The following is a 19541-nucleotide window of genomic DNA, read 5'->3' on the forward strand; positions in this document are numbered from 1 at the left end:
ATGGACACCGGCACTGCACCCGAATTTGACGCCAGCCACCTCAATAGTTGGATTGCCACCGAGCTTGCGGAAGATCGCATTGGGGCTTGTGCCGTCGAAATCGTGTCCCAGGGGGCCACGGTTCATCAAAACTGTCATGGCCACCGGACGCCCGGCGGAAAGCCGGTCTCGTTTGAAACGCAATTCTGGATTGCCTCGATGACGAAGCCGGTGGTTTCGCTTGTGATCATGCATCTGGTCGAGGCCGGTTGGCTAAATTTGAACGACTCCGTTTCGGAATTCGTTCCCGGTTTTGGTGATGCGGGTGTTTTGTTGGATGACGGACAAACCGAACCCGTCACGAGACCGGTTACAGTGTTTGATTTGCTGATTCATACCGCGGGCGTCACCTACGGTCAGTTCGGCGACGGTCCTGTGCACCGGAAATATAAAGAGGCCAAGGTTTACGATTTTTCGGTGACCAATGAGGTCGTGAATGAGCGTCTCGCAGCCGTGCCGCTCATGCAGCAGCCCGGCACTTGTTTCGAATACGGCATGTCGACCGATGTGTTGGGGCGCGTGATTGAGGTTATAACAGGCGACCCGCTCGACGTTGCTTTGCAGTCCATCATCTTTGACCCGCTCAACATGCGAGACACCGGCTTTGCGCCGGAGTTTTCCCGTGTCGCCGATTTCCCCGAAAGCAGCATCAAGAAAAAGCTGCCACCGGAGTTCTCGTCGCGGCCGGTATGGTGTTCGGGCGGCGCGGGGCTCTTTTCAACTGTGCCGGACTATATCCGCTTTGCGCGCCTGCTGCGCGGCAATGGAAGCTTTGACGGCGTCCAGGTCATATCGCGCGAAACCTTCGATTTGATGCTTCATCAGCACCTGCCACAGGATGTCACCTTTGGTGACTACACCTCAGCCCTTGGGATCACCGCACCCTGGGCAGAAAATGGTTTGGGGTTTGGGCTTGGATTTGCAGTTCGCCTCGAAGAGGTCGCTGAAGCGCCTGGAGGCGTGGGCGAGTTCTTCTGGCCCGGCGTGTCTGGTTGCAACTTTTGGGTCGACCCTAAGAACGATCTTATCGCCGTCTTTTTGACCCATGCCCCGGACTACCGAACCCAACACCGGTTGGGTCTGAAACGCGCGGTCTATGCCGGGCTCGCTGGTGCCAACACGACACGAAATGGTCGGCAAGCTGCTGATCTTAAAATGAATTAATCAATGGAAAAGGCACAGAGGAGGACACAATGCCAGACCTAGTAGACGTAAACGAACTCAATATGGCCGAAGACCTGGAGTTTGAAGCACCAGTTCCAACGCAGATGATTTCGAATGGGGAATTCACGCCCTTGCCGCAATCCAAACAGCAAAAGCAAGTTGAGGAGCGCATAAAAGAGCTCGCCGATGAGAACAGCAAGCGGCATGGCATGAGTCGCCGGAATTTTCTCAACACGACAGCCGGTATGGCTGTTGGCTTCATGGCGATGAACGAAGTTTTTGGCGGCGTCTTTGGTGTGACCGCTGCAGAGGCCCAAGAAGCGGGCGCTGCAGATGAGCGTGCAAATATGTACAAGGACCAATTTGTTTTTGATGCGCAGACCCACATGGTTCACGATGGCTTTGATCAAGAAGGCCTCTTGGGTCTTGGTTTCTTTGCCGGCGAAAACTGGAATCCGGCTTTGCAACAAGAAGAGCTGACGTTGGCGGCCTACAAATTCGACAACTACATGCGCCAGATGTACGTCAACTCCGACACAAAGGTCGCAGTTTTGTCGGGCGCGCCGTTTGATGATCCATCCTGGACCTTCATTTCCAACGACGCGATCATCGAGACACGCGACATCGTGAACAAGCTTGCGGGCACGAAGCGCATGTATGGCCACCATGTCATCACACCCGGCCAAGATGGCTGGATGGACAAGGTTGATGAGGCTCTGGACAACGGTGCGCCGATGGATGGCTGGAAGGCCTATACAATCGGCGATCCGCTGTCGGCGACGACCGAGCATCCTTACCGTCTGGACGACGAAGATCTGATGTATCCGTTCTACGAAAAAGCCATCAAACACGGAAAGACCAAGCTAGCGTGCCACAAAGGCCTGATGCCTGCTGACTATGAAACTTCATGGGCCGATAAATGGCAGTACAACACGGTTTGGGATGTTGAGAAGGTCGCCAAAGATTGGCCTGAGATGGACTTTATCATCTATCACTCAGGCATGCGTCCGTTCCTTGAAGACCCAACTGAGTTCCTTGCGGAGTTTGAAAAAACAGGTGAGCTGAAATGGGCCAGTGATCTTTGCCGGACTGTCTCTGAGAACGGTTTGACAAACGTCTATGCTGAGCTTGGCACAACCTTCGCCAATGCCTGCGTCACGCATCCACGTCTTGCCGCTGCGCTGCTCGGAACTTTGGTCAAGCACATGGGTCCAGATCGTATCGTCTGGGGCACAGATTCCGTCTTCTATGGCTCACCGCAGTGGCAGATTGAAGCCCTGCGCCGGATCGAGATCCCCGAAGACATGCAAGAGAAGCATGGCTTTGAGCCGCTTGGTGCGGCCGATGGTCTCGTGAAAAGCGCGATCCTTGGCTACAACTCGGCGCGGATGTTCAACATTGATTTGCGCGCAGACTTCCAGCCGATGTTGAATGACGGTGTCCAGCAGCTGAAGACCGACTTCGCCATGCTCGACGGTATCCGCGACAACACACGCTACGGATATGTCTCCCCGACCTAGGCAATGAAAACGAGTGCGGGCCCTTTTTTGTCGGGGCCCGCACTCCGATGATGCCGAGCTCTTTAACCCACGGACGAAGGAGACTCCCGTGCCCTCATTTTTTCCAAGAAAACGCCATCTCACCAACGCCGCAACCGCTCTTTTGGTGACCCTCGCGGCACCAAGCTTCGCATTTGCGCAAGAGTTCGGAACCACCGGCGCCGAGGTCTATGAGCAGACCTGCAACAAGTGCCACGGATTGATCACGGAAGAGTCGGCTTGGTTCGACTACCTGCGCGAGGATGGATCGCAGGTGCAGCTTGCCGTGATCCTTGCACGTGGCCCCACCTTGAACGGGATCGTAAATCGGCCCGTCGCGATCATCGAGGGCTACAAATACTCGCAAGCCATGAAAGATTTCGCGGCCACTGGCGCCGTATGGGACCGCGAGACCCTTGATCAGTTCATCACAAATTCGCGCGAGATGGTCAAAGGCTACATGGCGCTCAAGCTTGGCGAAGAAGACCGCAAACTGGTCTTGGACTACCTGACCAGTGTGGCTCTCTACCAAGAATAACCCAACCCTTTGCGCCGAGATTTCAGACAGAAGGACGGACCCCATGACAATTCAAAAGATAGGTCATTACATCAACGGTGAAACCGTCGCTGGCGATCAAGGCCGGACGCAAGATGTGTTCAACCCTGCAACGGGCGACGTCACCGGACGCGTCGCGCTTGCGACCACTGCGGATACAAACAAGGCGATTGCCGCTGCAAAAGCGGCATTCCCTGCCTGGGCTGCGGTGCCTCCGATCCGCCGGGCGCGTTTGATGAACCGTTTCCTGAACCTGCTGCAAGAGCGCAAGGATGATCTGGCACGGGCAATTACGGCTGAACATGGCAAGGTTTTCACCGATGCGCGCGGCGAAGTGGAACGCGGCATAGATATTGTCGAATTTGCCTGCGGAATACCGCAGCTGCTGAAAGGTGACTATACCGAGCAGGTTTCGCGCGGGATCGACAATTGGACCACCCGCCAACCCCTTGGTGTCGTGGCTGGCGTCACGCCTTTCAACTTTCCCGTCATGGTGCCGATGTGGATGTTTCCTGTGGCCATTGCTGCGGGCAACACCTTTGTCCTGAAGCCGTCGCCGACCGATCCGACGCCTGCTTTAATGTATGCCGATCTGATGAAAGAAGCGGGCTTTCCGGATGGTGTGTTCAACGTTGTCCAAGGTGACAAAGTTGCAGTAGACGCGTTGTTGGAGCACCCGGACGTCATGGCTATCTCCTTTGTCGGGTCCACGCCCATTGCCAATTACATCTACGAAACTGGCGCGCATCATGGCAAACGGGTTCAGGCGCTTGGCGGTGCCAAAAACCACATGTTGGTGATGCCCGATGCGGATTTGGACAAGGCCGTTGATGCGTTGATGGGGGCCGCTTACGGCTCTGCCGGTGAGCGCTGCATGGCGATCTCGGTGGCCACTTTGGTGGGTGATGTAGGCGACAAGGTTGTGCCTATGTTGGCCGAACGCCTGGAACATCTGAAGGTAAAAGATGGCCGCGAGATGGACGCCGAAATGGGGCCGATTGTGACGGCGGCGGCGCGCGACAGGATCACAGGATACATCCAGTCCGGCGTGGATCAAGGGGCAGATCTTGTTGTGGATGGGCGTACCCATGCGTTGGCAGGACAGAACGCTGGATTCTGGCTAGGCGGGACGTTGTTCGATCAGGTGAAGCCAGACATGACGATCTACAAGGAAGAGATTTTCGGGCCTGTTCTGTCTTGCGTGCGTGTGGCGGATTTTGCCGAAGGTATGAACCTAATCAATTCTCATGAGTACGGGAATGGCGTGAGCCTGTTCACGCGTGACGGTAATATCGCGCGCGAGTTTGGGCGTCACATCCAGGTCGGCATGGTTGGCATCAATGTACCAATTCCGGTGCCAATGGCATGGCACGGATTTGGCGGGTGGAAGAAAAGCCTGTTTGGCGACATGCATGCATATGGCGAAGAAGGCGTGCGTTTTTACACCAAACAAAAGTCGATTATGCAAAGATGGCCCGAAAGCATCAGCAAAGGCGCTGAGTTCGATATGCCGGTCGCGGAATAGGGCAGGGATGGTTCATGCGTGAGTTAAGCTTTGACTTTATTGTCGTAGGTGCGGGAACCGCGGGCTGTCTGTTGGCGAACCGGCTCAGCGCAGATCCCAAGAACCAAGTGCTGTTGTTGGAAGCGGGCAAGAAAGACACATACCCGTGGATCCATATCCCCGTTGGCTACCTCTATAGCATTGGCAACCCACGTGTTGATTGGATGTACAAGACCGAGCCTGACAAGGGTTTGAATGGCCGCAGCCTGATTTATCCCCGTGGCAAGACGTTGGGCGGATGCTCTTCGATCAACGGCATGATCTACATGCGCGGCCAGGCGCGCGACTATGACAATTGGGCTGAGCTGACCGGCGAACCAGAGTGGAATTGGGAACACGCGCTGGAAGATTTCAAAGCGCATGAGAACCACTACAAGTTGGATGAGGGCGCAGATCCAGAAACTGGTCACAATAGCCGCTTTTCCGATCTGCACGGCCATGGCGGCGAATGGCGCATCGAAAAGCAACGCCTGCGCTGGGATGTCTTGGACAGTTTTTCTGATGCAATGACAGAAACTGGGGTCTCCAAAACGGATGATTTCAATGGCGGCGACAATTCGGGCGTCGGCTATTTCGACGTGAACCAACGATCTGGGTGGCGCTGGAACACCTCCAAGGCGTTTCTGCGCCCGGCCAAGTCGCGCAAAAACCTGACAATCTGGACCGAAGCCCAGGTCGAAAAACTGACATTTGAGAAGGTTTTGGGCACAGGGTTGCGCTGCACAGGTGCTAAGGTGAACCGCGAGGGAAAAACCGTCACTGTAAAAGCCAATGCGGAGGTTATTCTATCCGCCGGCGCGGTGAATTCCCCACAAATCCTGCAGCTTTCTGGCATCGGCCCGGCCGACTTGCTCAAGTCCCATGGGATAGATGTAGTGCTGGACGCACCCGCCGTTGGGGAAAACCTGCAAGACCATCTGCAGATTAGGACCGTCTTCAAAGTGAACCGCACGAAGACGCTGAACACGCTTGCCAATTCACTGATGGGCAAGGCGGCCATCGGTCTGGAATACGCTTTCAAACGGTCCGGTCCCATGAGCATGTCACCCAGTCAGCTTGGTGCCTTCACGCGGTCAGACAAGACGCGCACCCATGCGAACCTGCAATATCATGTGCAACCGCTCAGTCTTGAAGCGTTCGGCGATGATTTGCATCAGTTCCCGGCCATTACTGTCAGCGTGTGCAATCTAAATCCGACCAGTCGTGGTCATGTGCGTATTCGGTCCGCAAACTACCGTGATGCACCGTTGATCTCGCCGAATTACTTGGACACGGACGAGGATCGCAAAATCGCTGCCGACAGCCTAAGGCAGGTGCGCGATGTCATGCGCCAACCTGCTATGCGGCCATATGAGCCTGAGGAATATAAGCCCGGCGTACAGTACCAGACGGATGAAGAATTGGCCAAGCTCGCAGGCGATATCGCGACTACGATTTTCCATCCGACCAGCACCTTGAAGATGGGGCGCAACAACGACAAAAGCGCTGTGTTGGACCCGCATCTGCGCGTGAAAGGGGCCACCGGACTGCGCGTGGTTGATGCAAGCGTTATGCCCGAGATCACTAGCGGCAATACCAATTCTCCGACGCTGATGATCGCGGAAAAGGCAGCCGGCTGGATCCTCCAAGGGGTCTAGGCGGTGCTAGATTTGGCTTGGGCTGACGCCAAAGTACTTTTTGAACAGTCTTGAGAACTCGCTTGAGCTTGAGAACCCGCATGTCATCGCCACCGACGTCATGGAATGCTTGACCAGCCCATGTTCCAACATCTCCTTGGCGGCCTCCAACCGGCGGTGCCGAAGGTGGTCCATCACGGATGGTCCTTGGGAAAACACCTTGTAGAGGTAGCTGCGAGAGATACCGCATTCCTTGGCAATCATGGCCGGGTTGAGCATCTCGTTGTGGTAACTTTCATCCAGGTAGGCAAGGACCCGTGCGCGGACGCATTGCACGGCCAACGTTTCCTCAGATTCGCTGTTTCCCGCCGTCAAGAAAAACGCAACGGTATCGAGCATCTGGTTTGACAGAAACCCTAGCGTGTCGTCACCCATGTCGCTCACGTTGGCAGACAGCTCGGATATGAGGTGCTGCATATGGTGATAGATCGTGTCGGGCTGCAGCACGCTGCGCGGCAATATCCCAACCCGGCGCCCCAACCGATATTCCAAAGCGGATACAGGGATTTGGATGTTAAACGTTGAATAGCTTTCGTTTACCTCCAGCCGGGCGGCTAGGTCGACGTTGATCAGATAGGCGTGTTTGGGCACAAGCCGCATGGCTTGATCGCCGACATGGCAATTTGCAGACCCACTTTCCGGAAAGGTAAGCGAAAAGAAGGGCTCGTCCCTCTGTGTTTCGGTGCCCTTTACGCATTTAAAGATCTGGTGGCCAAAATCAATTTGGTTAAACGTGAGAGCACCCACCCGTCGACTGTGCAGGCTCCCCGACAACCTCCCACCGCCAATTTCGGTGAGGTCTACCGGTCCCCAAATCCCTCCAAACACATGGCGCCAATGCTCCACGCAATCGTTACTACGTACGTCTGATGTTCTGCCGACGAGCGGCATGTTGGCTACATCGTTCATTGTTGTCGGCTCCTCCCTTGGGCGATGCAGCAATGGGGTTTGTCCCACAAATCTACATCACCAAACCGTCAATTTTTCCTGTCTCCTTTTACTGCCCTTTCTGCGTAGTGCCCTTCGGCTTTTTCGTGGCCCGCGAAGTTGGTTTCCCTAACGTAAGCTTATCCAGATGTTTGTTCTCAACCAATGAAAACTTTGCTTATCGACTGATTGTGGCGCGAACTGTCTCACCATGAGACAGTTCGCGAAACCAAGCCACTCGCTAAACGCCGTATATCGTTTGTCAGCTCAGATGATGCACCTCTTGCAAGCCGTAGACAGGTGTTGGAATCCCTTCCATCCGGGCTTTGATCTGAAGGGACAGGAATTGGGAATAATGCCGAGATTGGTGCAGGTTTCCCCCGTGCATCCAGAGGTTCGTTACATTTGTGGGTTTCCACATATTCCGTTCTTCGCCCTCCCAAGGGCCGGGATCTTTCGTTGTGTCAGACCCAAGCCCCCAGCATTTGCCAAGTTGATCAGCTGCGTCCTGACCCATCAGATCGGCAACCCATCCATTCATTGAATTGTACCCAGTTGCGTAGACCACGAGGTCCGCCACCAGATGCGTGCCGTCATCCAGGATCACGCCGGTCTCATTGAGTTTTTCTACCTGGCCACGCTTGAGTTTGACCTCGCCGTCAATGATTAGCTGACTGGCACCAACGTCGATGTAGTACCCAGAGCCGCGCCGCAAATATTTCATGAAAAGCCCGCTTTCGTCGTCGCCCCAGTCAAGCCAGAAGCCGGCCTTCTCGAGACCATCATAGAAATCCTTGTCCCGCTCTTTCATCGCGGCATAAGCTGGAATCTGGAATTCGTGCAGGATGCGGTATGGCAGGGACGCAAAGATCAGGTCGGCTTTTTCTGTCGTCATCCCTGATTGCACTGCGCGTTCAGAGTACAGATCACCAAGCGCCACATCCATCAGAGTGTCAGAGCGCACGATGTGGGTCGAGGAGCGCTGCACCATTGTCACATCTGCATCGGCTTCCCATAGCGCAGCACAAATGTCATGGGCTGAGTTGTTAGAGCCCACAACAACAACCTTTTTCCCTTCCAATCATCCGGCCCGTCATGCTCGGATGAATGCTGCTGAACGCCTTTGAACCTGTTCATACCCGGAAATTCCGGCATCCGCTTTTTGCCGGACATACCGGTCGCCATGATCAGTTGGATGGGCTCTAAGGTGACCTCTTTGCCGTCGCGATCGACAACCACGGCCCATTTGCCTGAGGCAGCGTCGAATGTAGCGGATTTGGCTGTCGTCTTGCTCCAATAGTTTAGCTCCATCACCTTGGTGTACATTTCCAGCCAATCGCCGATCTTGTCTTTGGGCGCAAAGACAGGCCAATTGTCCGGGAACTTGATGTAGGGCAGGTGGTCGTACCAAACCGGGTCATGCAAGCAAAGCGATTTGTAGCGATTGCGCCAGCTATCGCCCGGCCGTTCATTCTTTTCGACAATGATGGTTGGCACGCCAAGTTGCCGCAGACGCGCGCCCATGGCGATGCCGCCTTGGCCGCCCCCTATAATAACGCAATAGGGTTGCGTCTTGTAGCCAAGTTCAGCTTCCTCAAGTGCGCGTTCTTCGGACCACGTGGTGCGGTTTTTTGCGGCGCCATGATTTGCTCCGGCGGCGCGGTTGATTCCGGACGGTTCTTCATGGCCCTTTAGTTCGACCATGGTGGTTAGAAGCGTCCAGATTTTTGTGCCTTTCAACCGGATCAACCCATAGCCTCGCGCGACGTCGGTTTCGAACTCAATCCATGCGGTCGTCACGCCTCCGTCCTCTGCGGGGATTTCGCCTTCGGCAATCCTCCAGTTGCTGGGCTTGGTTGTGGCAAGCTGGTGCTTAAGCATGTCTGCAACTTGGTCTTTGCCTTCGACCGTTTTGATATTCCAGGTAAAGGAAACCAGGTCGCGCCAGTAGCAATCATCGTCAAACATGTCGCAGGCTTCCGCAATGTCCTCCTTGGCCAATGCGTCGCCAAATGCGTCCAAAAATTGCTGGGTTTGATCTGTAATTGTCGAGTCGAGCATATGTTCCTCCCGCTATTCTTTAAAAGATCTTTGATGGCTGCGCTGACGGTGACGAAAGAAAATTTCATCCGCAAGCCACGTCCGACTTAACTCAGGAACATCACATCCGACTGTCTCAATGTGAGACAGGTTCCGGCTGATCAACAAACCGGCGTTTAAACCCCAACTCAAAATACCTATCACACCCCGATCCGTATTATTGCCCGTCTTGACCCGGCTCATCGCGCTGCAAATGTACAACTGTGTCGATATGTGTGATCCGATAGCCGGGTGGAGGTACGAATTCTTCATCATCGCGCAAATCGAGAACACGATTCTCACTCTCGATATAGAAGTGCTTGTGAGCACCCGTGTCGGTGTCAAACCAAGCGCGTTCGCTCGGTACCGCAACGCGCCGCAACAAGCCTGCCTGCTCAAATTCGTGCAGAGCATTGTAAACAGTGGCCAAAGACAGTTTTTCGCCCTCCATAGCCGCCTCATTGTGAAGCATTTGCGCATCGACATGGCGACCCGCCGCATTAAAGAGCAATCGCGCCAAAACCCGGCGCTGGTGCGTGGCGCGTAGGCCATGAGCAGCGAGTAGTTCGTTCCAAGAGGTTGCGTCGGAAAGAACAGGCGCTTTGGCGATACGGTGTGTCATAGCCTCCCCTCACTTGTGCCTCTGCTTCGACTGCACCAAGAGGCATTTTTGGCAGTTGAATTCAATCGAACCACAAGCGGTCAGTTTGCCTTTAGCGGATGTCGATCTCTTGTGATCCAATCCCCAAATTTTTGTGTTTGCGTCCACTTCGTTTGCGGCTCGTAGGACGACCCGACGTGCACAACGAGCTATCGGGAGTGCTGTCCGCGTCAAAAATTCTGAACTTTTGCGGTTTTCCACGGCACCTTGCCCGGCCCTCAAACCTTGCGGATATGCCGCAAGAATTCAGGAAAAGTGTAATATTTGAAGGGAACGCCTGTTGAGTAATTTGGCGAATGAGGCATCGGCAGGTTGCGCGCCAGCAAGCATTGATAAATGCAATACGACTAATTGCGCTATGGCGTGGCCGTTTCGCATAGCGTTTCAAATTGTGCGCCGGGAGGAGAACATTCGGCGACGACGAATTGAAAACTTATTCCAGAGTATGGAGACCACCGTTTGTCTTAGCCCCCTATGACTGAGCCACCATTTGAGTGTCAGAGGAGGGATCGATGATGGCTCGGAAGCGGTATTCGGATGAAGATGCACTGAAGGTGTTGCGCGAGATTGACGTGCATTTGCACGATGGTTTGGATGTTTTGAGTGCGTGCCGCGAAGCCGGGGTTTAGGGCAAGACGTACTACTAATGGCGCAAGAAGTTTGGCGGGATGGGGATAGACCTGTCACGTTTTGATGCCGCCCCTTTGATAGCATTTACTGCGCCAAAGGAGGCTGACTATGGGACTGAAGCGGAGGGACGAATTCCGCGCTGATGCGGTGCGAATAGCGCTGAGCATCGGGCTGACTCGTAGAAAGGTTCTGATGATCTGGGCGTTGGCAACACGCAAGCACAAGGTCACCACTGATAGTGACCACAAGTTCAACATTGCGCCCAATTTGCTGGATTGGGACTTCATTGCAGATACGCCAAACCAGAAATGGGCAGGTGATATCAGCGACGTCTGGACCCGCGAAGGCTAGCTGTATCTCGCCGTGTTCCCGGACCCGCACTCAAGGCGTTTGATCGGATGGGGCATGAGCAAGCGCATGAAGCGTGATCTGGCGATCCGAGCGTTGAAGATGGCGATTGCAAACCGGTCACCGCCGCAAAACTGCATCTACCACACGGATCGCGGCAGCCAGTATTGCTCGCACGATTATCAAAAGACCTTACGTCAACATGGCTTTAAGGTATCAATGTCTGGAAAGGGCAATTGCAATGACAACGCCGCAGGCAGACTGAGATAGCAATCTTCGAATACATCAATGGCTTCTACAATCCGTGACAATGCCGTTCAGCATTGGGTTGAAAAAGCCCAATCGCTTTCGAACGGAAAGTAGCTAATACGAACACTTGGGGTGCCACAAGAACGTGACAGGTCCAACATCGGACTTGCGCTTGGGCGAGTTGTTCTTTCATTGCGGGTCGCCACTTTCATCAAGAGATCCACCTTAAACTATGGGTCGAATTTTCCTGGCCATCTCTTATCAACTGTATGCGGTAGAAGTCCTTCAAAGGCCGTACTTGGAACCAAAACGCAATATTATTGGTTGATAACTAACCCCATTTCGGCAAAAAGTTGTATTTTCACCGGATCGCATCTAAAAATTTTGAATATCAATTGTCTTTAGAAAAACACTATTTATTGTCGCTAGTAGAACTAAGAAGCATCTCTTCTTTGGCAAAAAGGGATCGCATTTTTTTAAAGCTGGGTAAACTTTTCTTTCATCTACTAACTTAGCTGTATCTTGAAGAACTATAGCGCTTTCTTGATCAGAGAAAGCATCAGACAACTGCTTAATCCCATGCAAGACTTGTCGCCTTCCTTCATCTTCTTCTACATCTCCTGAGAGCAACAATTGCATAATGTAGCAAACCCGCCTGACGGGCGTTTTTGCATCAGAAGGATGTATCGCATCACGCAATCGTAAAATTTTTGCGTCGCGCGTGAGAATACTAAGCCTAGTTCTTCGATCACCATTTTCAACCACAACACCATTTATCAAAACCCGCTCGTTCGGGCCAAGTTTTAATACCAGGCCGCTCATTGGGACTCAGGTCCCTTCAACCCGCGAAGTACAGACATATTGATGTCGATCAACGGTTCAATATCAGCATGTCCAGCGAGCACTTTCCTGGTGTGTTCTAATGTGAATTCAAACAAATAGAAGAGGCTAGCTTTCAAGTCTGCTGGATAAGAGTTTTCTGTATCGGCAACAGATGTAGCGATAATTGTCCACATGCGTCTGTTAGCGTCAATTGCTGATACAAGTGAAGGAAAGTCACCATCTAATCTTCCAACAGCTTTCAAGCGCGACGTCACTGATGCTATGACATCAAATTCGAGAGACTTGTTTGATTTTGTTGTTTGAACCAAGTCAGAGTAAGCGGCTTGAGCATATTGGATTTGTGACACTGGAGGTTTCTCCTCAATTAAAAAAACTGCGAGGCGCGCTTTGCGCGCCTCGCATAAAATCAATTACCGGAACAAAGACAAGATGCTCTGAGGTGCTTGGTTTGCAATCGACAGAGCTTGAACACCAAGCTGCTGCTGAACCTGCAATGCTTGGAGGCGGGCCGAAGCTTCTTCCATATCCGCATCGACCAAAGTGCCAATACCCGACTTCAAAGAATCTGTCAGTTTCCCAACGAAATCAGATTGAATTTGGATCCGACCTTGGGCGGAGCCAAACTCAGCGGCACCGTCGATTGAGTTCTGGATCAATACTTCGATGTTTGCGAGAGCCGCGTCAGCGCCAGCGTTTGACGACACGTCGATGGCGTCAAGACCGAACAAGCCACCAGACGCTTCGCCCCCTGCTGCCCCAACAGAAGTGAACGTTGCAATGGAGCTTGCGCTATCGTTGTCGATCTTCAAGATTTGTGCACCATTGGCGTCCGTTGTGACCTGAGTGGTCACGCCGGTAATCTCAGCGGCATCAATAGAAGCTTTTAGGCCATTTGCGACGTCCTCAAAAGTTTCGCCCTTGCCTGCAACGTAGGTTGCGACCGTTGAGCCGAGTGTGATGCGATAACCATCGCCTTCATTCACCTGAGCAACTTGAGAAAAGGTCACATTTTCAGCACGCTCGGCAATTTCCACTGTCGCGTCCGTCACCGTCGTACCAGTGAAATCGAGTTCGACGGTCTCAAATGCTCGTGTTGACGTGATTTCCAAATCGGCGCCATTGTCGTTTGCGGTCACACCTTCAAGACCGAGAGCATTGATTGCAGCAGCAACTTGGGTCACGGCTGCGTCTTGGTCGATTGCGCCAAAGTCAGCGCCACTGAAAGATAAAGTTGAACCGGCTACAGTGATCTCGAATGTGTCGCCAGACATATCCGCGTCAGTACCAAAAGTGATGGTTTCAGTGTTTCCTGTGTTCGCAACAGGTCCCGCGGAGGCAACGGCGTTGGGCGTCAAGGCAGTCCCAGTGCCGTAGGTTCCTTTCGATGTCGACAAGTCTTGTCGTGCGACAGTGATGTTGGAGGACGATACCTGCCCACTCTCTTGACGATCAAGAGATGACAGAATGTTCATGTCTTCAGTGCCGGAGAGCAAATTCAGGCCGTTGAACTGAGCGGCACCAACAACAGAATTGATTTGCGACGAAAGTGCGTCGATATCCGTTTGGATCTTGGAGCGATCAACGTTTTCCTCTTGAGCCGCAACAATCTTGCCTTTGATTTCTGTCAGAAGATCAGTCACGGTCTCAGCGCCTTGGCGAGCGACCGCGATTGTCGACTCACCCAGTGACAGGCTTTCAGAGATCGACTTAAAACCTTCAACGTCAGACTCCATCACCTTTGAGATAGCCCAGATCGCGGAGTTGTCTTTGGCGGAGCCGACGGCCTTACCTGTCGAAATTTCGGCTTGAACCTGGCCCAGGCTCGAATTGATACTTTTGAGGGTTTGAAGCGCAACCATGGCGCCGTTATTTGTCAGAATACTAGACATAGTCTTTCCTTATCATTTGACGCTTTCGACGTCAGTGTGTTCATGCCGCGAATGCGGATTAATGTCATTCTGACGCGCTGTCGGTATTTTTCACCAGACAGTCCAAATACTTTGGTTGACTACACACTGATTTGATTGAGCTAATAGATTGCTAATTTTGGAAAGGAAGTCTGTTTGAATTTTAGAGAATTTTGAAATTATGCCTTCAAAGATATGGATGGTGATGACAGTTTTCGTGACTTAATCTTTCCGCTGTTATCATATGTTTTTAGGCTCCCTATCGTTTGACGGATTTCACTAATTCTGGCACTTCCTGCTTTCATTCCTTCCATCACGGCTTCATATAAAGTGCGATTTCGGGCCAAAAGTTTCTCTAGATTTCGTGCGGCTTCCGGAGAAACTCGCGCAGTGGTGTTTTTCAGCGCGTCGAAGGCGTTTTGCTTCTCGGCAACGAAGCTCTCGAACTTTGAAAAATCTCCATTTCTTAGCATCTGATGCTCTTGTTCGAGAATCGCTTCAATTCGTTTGACGACATTGGTTTCATTTTTGATCATTATTCAGCTCCGACATGGCTTTAAAAATCTGCTCTGCAAGCCCTAAGCTGCCTTTTTCCGCAAGAGCTTGCGCCTGATGATCTACCATCAGTGATGAAAACTGTTCCTCGCCAATACCCCCTCCGAATCCATCCAAAGGATCCCCAAATCCAGATTGTTTTAGCATTTCTGCCAAAAAGACGGCCTCTAGGCTCTGTGCAGCTGTCCAGATTTTATTGTCCTCGGGCGGTAGATTTGGGGCTACAGTTGTGGACTGGGAAACTTGCATAAGGGATCACTCAAATTTTCTACATTTGAGACAACAATGACCGAAAGGCGTAAAGAATGAGTAATCAGTTTGGGCCAAAAAGCGACGACGCTAGGAGAACCTAAATATGATCGCGACAGAAAACGTTTTTGCCAGCAAGTCACTTCAATCGAACAGTGGTAAGCAAACAGCTCAAGACGCGGGCGCAGCTTCGGATGAAGAATTCTCTGCGGCATTCTCACGAGTAGCGGCGGAAGAAGCGTCCGTCAGGACAAAACACGCTTTCGAAAAAACAGTGCAGAAAGAAGTTGCCACAGGTGTCGATGAAGATCTTGTTCAATCCAGAGAAGAAGTAGACCCAAGCGCGGAGGCTCTTGGCGCAATAGAATTACCGAAACCTCCTGTGAACGAAAATAATGAGCCATTGCTGATTGCGGCGCCCCAGTCTGAAGGCTCAACCGTTGAGATTGAAAAATCAAAGGCAAAATTGGCTGATGGCTCCGTGGCACCAGGTGTCGCTAACTTGAGCACTCGGAGTGTTGAAAACACGATTGGTCTTTCGAAAGAAGGGCGCGAAGCGGATACGAAATTTGGGGGCCGGACGGAATCTTTTTCTGCCGATGTATCACAAGCGGTCGCAAGTAAAGCGCGTCGTGAGGTTGCAGCAACCGCGACGTGGGGTGGGACCGAGCTTCCACAAAGAGGCGAGGCCAATTTTGAGCAAAGCGTTCCACGCGGTGCAACCGTTTCTGACAAGAGCCTGCGGGCAGACGAGATGTCAATTCAACCAAATGTAGCGCCAGCCACTCAGCGTGGAAATGAATTGGATACGCAGATCAAGAAGGGTGGGCATGCGATGGTTCCTACCGCTACGCCTAACGATACAACAGATCTAAAAAACGCGCAAAAGGTAGACGCGGAAGCTACTCCTATATTGAATGGTCGTCGACCTAGCACCGATGTGTCGGCACTGACGCGATCGGCGGGGATTGGTTTAGCAACTCCGCCCCTGGCTTCGGCGAACGCCACGTTTGGGCAAGATTCTGTCTTTCAGATCGCAGCGCTAGGGGATAGTGACGTCGCAATTCCGCAACTGATGACAGATAGGGCGGCGGTGCCAGTTTCGAGTAGTGGTGCTGTGCCAGTTCCCAATCCTCAAGCATTCAATCCGCAGTCAATAAACCAAACAATTGCTGTCGCGATTGAGGCCAAAGCCAATGGAAAAGGCACAGATCACATTGAGCTGATGCTTGAACCGCAGGAGCTTGGGCGACTTCGAATCACGTTCACGCCACGCGAAGGCGGCATGTTCGTTATGCTAAGCGCTGAGCGCGCCGAGACGTTGGATTTGCTTCGGCGTCATTCGGCTGATCTGCAAAATAGCCTTGAATCGTTGGATCTTGGTGGGGCGCAGTTGGGTTTCGAAAGTAAACCTGACCCGCAAGAATGGGCGAAGGGTGAGCCTGAACTTGGAGACGATCACGCCCCCCAAGTGTCTCAAACAATAACACCGATTGCGGTGCCAATAAGCCTGGTGCACGACCGGCTCGACATCCGCGTTTAGAGAGGATTCTTTATGGAAGTTACATCAACACAACCCAGCGCGTCGCCAACGCCAGCAAGCCAAACAAGTGCGACTTCAACAATCAGCTCAGATTTTGAAACATTTCTAGTGATGTTAACGGCGCAGATGGAAAATCAAGACCCGTTGAACCCAATGGATTCCCAAGATTTTGCAACGCAGCTCGCCACGTTTTCCGGGGTAGAACAACAGGTCAAAACGAATGACTTGCTTGCGAGCCTGGGGACGCAACTAAACGCCTCAAAACTGGGCGAGATAGCAGGGTGGGTCGGTATGGAGGCGCGCATGGCTATACCGGCGCAATTCACGGGGGAACCGATTGAAATCGTTCCAAACCCACCCGTAATTGCTGACAAGACCGAATTGGTGGTTTGGAACAGCTCCGGTGTTGAAATGCAGCGCATTAATATTCCGGTAAGCGATGAAAGTTTTGAATGGGCCGGTACGGATGAAAACGGCGATCCTTTCCCGGAGGGCGAGTATAGTTTTGGTGTTGTCGCCTATCAAGATGGTGAAAAAATCGACGAGGCCGTGCCGGAGGTTTTCGTCGAGATAAAAGAAGTTCGTACACTTGACGGTCAGGCGCTTGTTGCCCTCGCGGGTGGTGAACTTTACCCATCTAGTCTGGTAAATGGACTACGCTGACTTGGTGCCCTGCTAGGCAACCAAAACGGCCAAGATGGTGAGTTGCAACAGGACAACCGCCCCAATTCCCAGGGGTACCCAAACTGGCAGTTTGCTGCTTGGGCGCGCAGTTGGCATTAAGTCTTTTGACAAGAGCTGCTCAACCATCTGGGGGAGTTTTGGCCCAAATCGGCTCAGCACAACTGCCGTTTTTCCTAGGTCCTTCAAAGCAGCAGCTGGCCCGATATTTTGACGTATGTAGTCTTCGACAACCGGTTGCGCGACTTCCCAGATGTTTATCTGCGGATGCATTGAGCGTGCAACGCCTTCGACGACAACCATGGTACGCTGAAGCAGAATGAGCTCTGTCCGCGTTTCCATGCCAAAGCGTTCTGTGACTTCGAAGAGGTAGCTTAACAAACGGCCCATCGAAATCTGGGATGCATCCATACCGAAGATCGGCTCGCCAACCGCCCGAAGAGCCTGCGCAAATGCGTCAACATCGCGATCTGCGGGGACGTAGCCTGCCTCAAAATGAACCTCGGCGACGCGGCGATAATCCTTGCGGATGAAGCCAATAATAATTTCGGCATAAACGCGTCGTGTATACGCATCAATGCGGCCCATGATGCCAAAATCATAGGCAATGATGTCGCCGCTTGCGCTGACCTTCAGGTTGCCCTGATGCATATCGGCGTGGAAATACCCGTCATTGAGCGCGTGGCGCAAAAACAATTGGAGCACGCGTTCGCCCAGAGCGCGGCGGTCATGGCCTGCCGCCTCAATCGCGGCAGTGTCGCCAAAGGCGATCCCCTCGGCCCAATCCATCACCATCACCTCTTTGGCAGACAGATTGAAATCAGCGCGCGGAACCACAAACCCGGCATCATCTCCCGCAATCGCGGCGTATTCTCCTGCCGCGGCGGCTTCCAGCCGTAGGTCCAATTCGCCCTGAACAACGCCGTCGAAATGGGCGATCACATCGCTTGGTCGCAGGCGGCGTGACGCGGGCGAAAATAGCTCGATGAAAGATGCAGCAAAGTAAAAGGCGTCAATGTCTTTGCGAAACGCCTTGTCGATGCCCGGGCGCAAGACTTTGACCGCTACCTCACGCCCTGTTTCCGCGAGGCGCGCATGATGGACTTGCGCGATGGAGGCCGCGGCCACCGGTTCCGAAAACTCGGAAAACAAAGTGTCGACGGGTTTATTCAAAGCGGTTTCGACCATGTTGGCGGCGACATCGCGTTCGAAAGGCGGCAGGCGATCTTGCAACACGCGCAACTGTTGCGCCAACTCGTCCCCCACAACATCCGGGCGGGTCGAGAGGACCTGGCCAAATTTGACATAGGCCGGACCCAACGCGGTAAGCGCTCGGGTCGCGGCCGGCATCGACGGATCGCCACGCAACCCCAGCCATTGGAAAGGCCAGACAATGATCCGCGCGGCAATTCGCAAGGGTCGCGGCGCGTCAAACGCGTCCAGAACCAGGCCCATCGCGCCGGTCCGCTCCAGTGTTGCGCCGGTGCGCACCAGCCGCCAAATATTGATCGGACCGCGCACCTAGATTTTCCAGCCGCTATGCAGGGCGGCGACGCCAAAGGTCATATTGCGGTAGCTGACATTTTCGAATCCAGCTGCACCGATCATCGTAGAAAACCGGTCTTGGTCAGGAAAATTCCGTATCGATTCAACCAGATACTTATAGCTATCGCGGTCGCCAACGATGGCCTGCCCCATCGCGGGGATCACGTTGAACGAATATAGGTCGTAGGCCTTTTGCATCATCGCATTGGGCAGTTGCGAAAACTCAAGCACCATCAGACGGCCACCCGGACGCAGCACCCGAAATGCTTCTGACAGCGCGTCTTCGACGCGGGTTACGTTGCGGATGCCAAAGCTGATTGTGTAAACGTCGAAGCTGTTATCTTCAAAAGGCAGCGCCATCGCGTCGCCGACAATCCAGTCAAGATGCTCGGACAAGGCCGCTGCCTCGGCGCGTTTGCGCCCCACGATCAACATGTTTTCTGTCATGTCCAGCACGATCGCTTCGGCCTGACCTGCGCGGCGCAAAAACCGAAAGGCAATATCGCCGGTGCCACCCGCCACGTCCAATAGACGTTGCCCCGCGCGCGGCGCCAGCCAATCCATCATCGCGTCTTTCCAAAGCCGATGGATCCCCGCGGACATGACGTCATTCATCAGGTCATAATTCGACGCCACATCGGAGAACAGGCCGTGCACCATACCGGCCTTTTCATCTTCGGGCACCGTTTGGCTTCCGAAATGCGTGGTCTTTGAAGAATTGTCCATCATCTTACCTTGCAACCGATCTGCTCTGCCCTTCCTTATAGGCCTGCTTGGGGCAAGGACA

Annotated in this window: 16 protein-coding genes and 2 pseudogenes; 8 read left to right on the top strand and 10 right to left on the bottom strand. The window is 53.2% G+C overall.

The annotated features are described in order from the left end of the window. From ACZ1G7_RS14365 to ACZ1G7_RS14385, 5 genes are all read left to right on the top strand, one after another. Positions 1 to 1203, top strand: a complete 1203-nt coding sequence (locus ACZ1G7_RS14365; protein WP_472660072.1) for a serine hydrolase domain-containing protein — start codon at positions 1 to 3, stop codon at positions 1201 to 1203. A gap of 29 nt (positions 1204 to 1232) precedes the next feature. Then, a complete protein-coding gene (locus ACZ1G7_RS14370) occupies positions 1233 to 2723 on the top strand; it encodes an amidohydrolase family protein (protein WP_472660073.1) in 1491 nt (496 codons plus the stop codon). 88 nt (positions 2724 to 2811) lie between these two features. After that, entirely contained in the window at positions 2812 to 3279 is a 468-nt protein-coding gene (locus ACZ1G7_RS14375; RefSeq protein WP_472660074.1) for a c-type cytochrome, read from the top strand. 49 nt (positions 3280 to 3328) lie between these two features. Continuing rightward, a complete protein-coding gene (locus ACZ1G7_RS14380; RefSeq protein ID WP_472663740.1) occupies positions 3329 to 4822 on the top strand; it encodes a CoA-acylating methylmalonate-semialdehyde dehydrogenase in 1494 nt (497 codons plus the stop codon). 14 nt (positions 4823 to 4836) lie between these two features. Continuing rightward, the gene (locus ACZ1G7_RS14385) at positions 4837 to 6498 is read left to right on the top strand and encodes a GMC family oxidoreductase (protein ID WP_472660075.1); all 1662 of its coding nucleotides are present in this window, start codon (positions 4837 to 4839) and stop codon (positions 6496 to 6498) included. Between the two features lie 6 nt (positions 6499 to 6504). Here ACZ1G7_RS14385 and ACZ1G7_RS14390 read toward each other — a convergent pair whose 3' ends face one another. From ACZ1G7_RS14390 to ACZ1G7_RS14400, 3 genes and pseudogenes are all read right to left on the bottom strand, one after another. Then, on the bottom strand, positions 6505 to 7446 hold the full coding sequence (locus ACZ1G7_RS14390; RefSeq protein WP_472660076.1) for a helix-turn-helix transcriptional regulator: 942 nt from the start codon (positions 7444 to 7446) through the stop codon (positions 6505 to 6507). A 280-nt stretch (positions 7447 to 7726) separates the two neighbouring features. Further along, positions 7727 to 9525 (bottom strand): annotated as a pseudogene (locus ACZ1G7_RS14395) (NAD(P)-binding domain-containing protein). Between the two features lie 196 nt (positions 9526 to 9721). Continuing rightward, entirely contained in the window at positions 9722 to 10165 is a 444-nt protein-coding gene (locus ACZ1G7_RS14400) for a Fur family transcriptional regulator (RefSeq protein ID WP_472660077.1), read from the bottom strand. A 750-nt stretch (positions 10166 to 10915) separates the two neighbouring features. On the opposite strand from ACZ1G7_RS14400, the pseudogene ACZ1G7_RS14405 reads away from it, so the two are divergent. After that, a pseudogene (locus ACZ1G7_RS14405) lies at positions 10916 to 11490 on the top strand (DDE-type integrase/transposase/recombinase); the annotation flags it as partial. Between the two features lie 316 nt (positions 11491 to 11806). Here the strand turns inward: ACZ1G7_RS14405 and ACZ1G7_RS14410 are convergent. The 5 genes from ACZ1G7_RS14410 to ACZ1G7_RS14430 form a co-directional block, all read right to left on the bottom strand. Beyond that, positions 11807 to 12253, bottom strand: coding sequence for a flagellar biosynthesis repressor FlbT (locus tag ACZ1G7_RS14410; RefSeq protein WP_472660078.1), 447 nt, complete (start codon positions 12251 to 12253; stop codon positions 11807 to 11809). Further along, a complete protein-coding gene (flaF, locus tag ACZ1G7_RS14415; RefSeq protein ID WP_472660079.1) occupies positions 12250 to 12621 on the bottom strand; it encodes a flagellar biosynthesis regulator FlaF in 372 nt (123 codons plus the stop codon). The genes ACZ1G7_RS14410 and flaF overlap by 4 nt, the downstream gene beginning before the upstream one ends. A gap of 63 nt (positions 12622 to 12684) precedes the next feature. Beyond that, positions 12685 to 14163: a flagellin N-terminal helical domain-containing protein gene (locus ACZ1G7_RS14420; RefSeq protein ID WP_472660080.1), complete on the bottom strand. Its 1479-nt coding sequence runs from the start codon at positions 14161 to 14163 to the stop codon at positions 12685 to 12687. A gap of 197 nt (positions 14164 to 14360) precedes the next feature. Beyond that, the gene (locus tag ACZ1G7_RS14425; RefSeq protein ID WP_472660081.1) at positions 14361 to 14717 is read right to left on the bottom strand and encodes a hypothetical protein; all 357 of its coding nucleotides are present in this window, start codon (positions 14715 to 14717) and stop codon (positions 14361 to 14363) included. Beyond that, a complete protein-coding gene (locus tag ACZ1G7_RS14430) occupies positions 14704 to 14985 on the bottom strand; it encodes a rod-binding protein (protein ID WP_472660082.1) in 282 nt (93 codons plus the stop codon). The genes ACZ1G7_RS14425 and ACZ1G7_RS14430 overlap by 14 nt, the downstream gene beginning before the upstream one ends. A 106-nt stretch (positions 14986 to 15091) precedes the next feature. Between ACZ1G7_RS14430 and ACZ1G7_RS14435 the strand changes: the two genes are divergently transcribed. Next, complete coding sequence (locus ACZ1G7_RS14435; RefSeq protein WP_472660083.1) at positions 15092 to 16528, top strand: flagellar hook-length control protein FliK; 1437 nt, start codon at positions 15092 to 15094, stop codon at positions 16526 to 16528. A 12-nt stretch (positions 16529 to 16540) separates the two neighbouring features. After that, positions 16541 to 17191 (top strand): flagellar hook capping FlgD N-terminal domain-containing protein, encoded by a 651-nt coding sequence (locus ACZ1G7_RS14440; protein WP_472660084.1) that lies wholly within the window; start codon positions 16541 to 16543, stop codon positions 17189 to 17191. A gap of 12 nt (positions 17192 to 17203) precedes the next feature. Here ACZ1G7_RS14440 and ubiB read toward each other — a convergent pair whose 3' ends face one another. Together ubiB and ubiE are read right to left on the bottom strand one after the other, a co-directional pair. Then, positions 17204 to 18730, bottom strand: a complete 1527-nt coding sequence (gene ubiB, locus ACZ1G7_RS14445) for a 2-polyprenylphenol 6-hydroxylase (RefSeq protein ID WP_472660085.1) — start codon at positions 18728 to 18730, stop codon at positions 17204 to 17206. Continuing rightward, positions 18731 to 19483, bottom strand: a complete 753-nt coding sequence (gene ubiE, locus ACZ1G7_RS14450; RefSeq protein ID WP_472660086.1) for a bifunctional demethylmenaquinone methyltransferase/2-methoxy-6-polyprenyl-1,4-benzoquinol methylase UbiE — start codon at positions 19481 to 19483, stop codon at positions 18731 to 18733. It lies immediately after the preceding gene. Between the last annotated feature and the right edge of the window lie 58 nt (positions 19484 to 19541).

This window comes from Litoreibacter sp. JB4-2 (genome assembly GCF_055693445.1).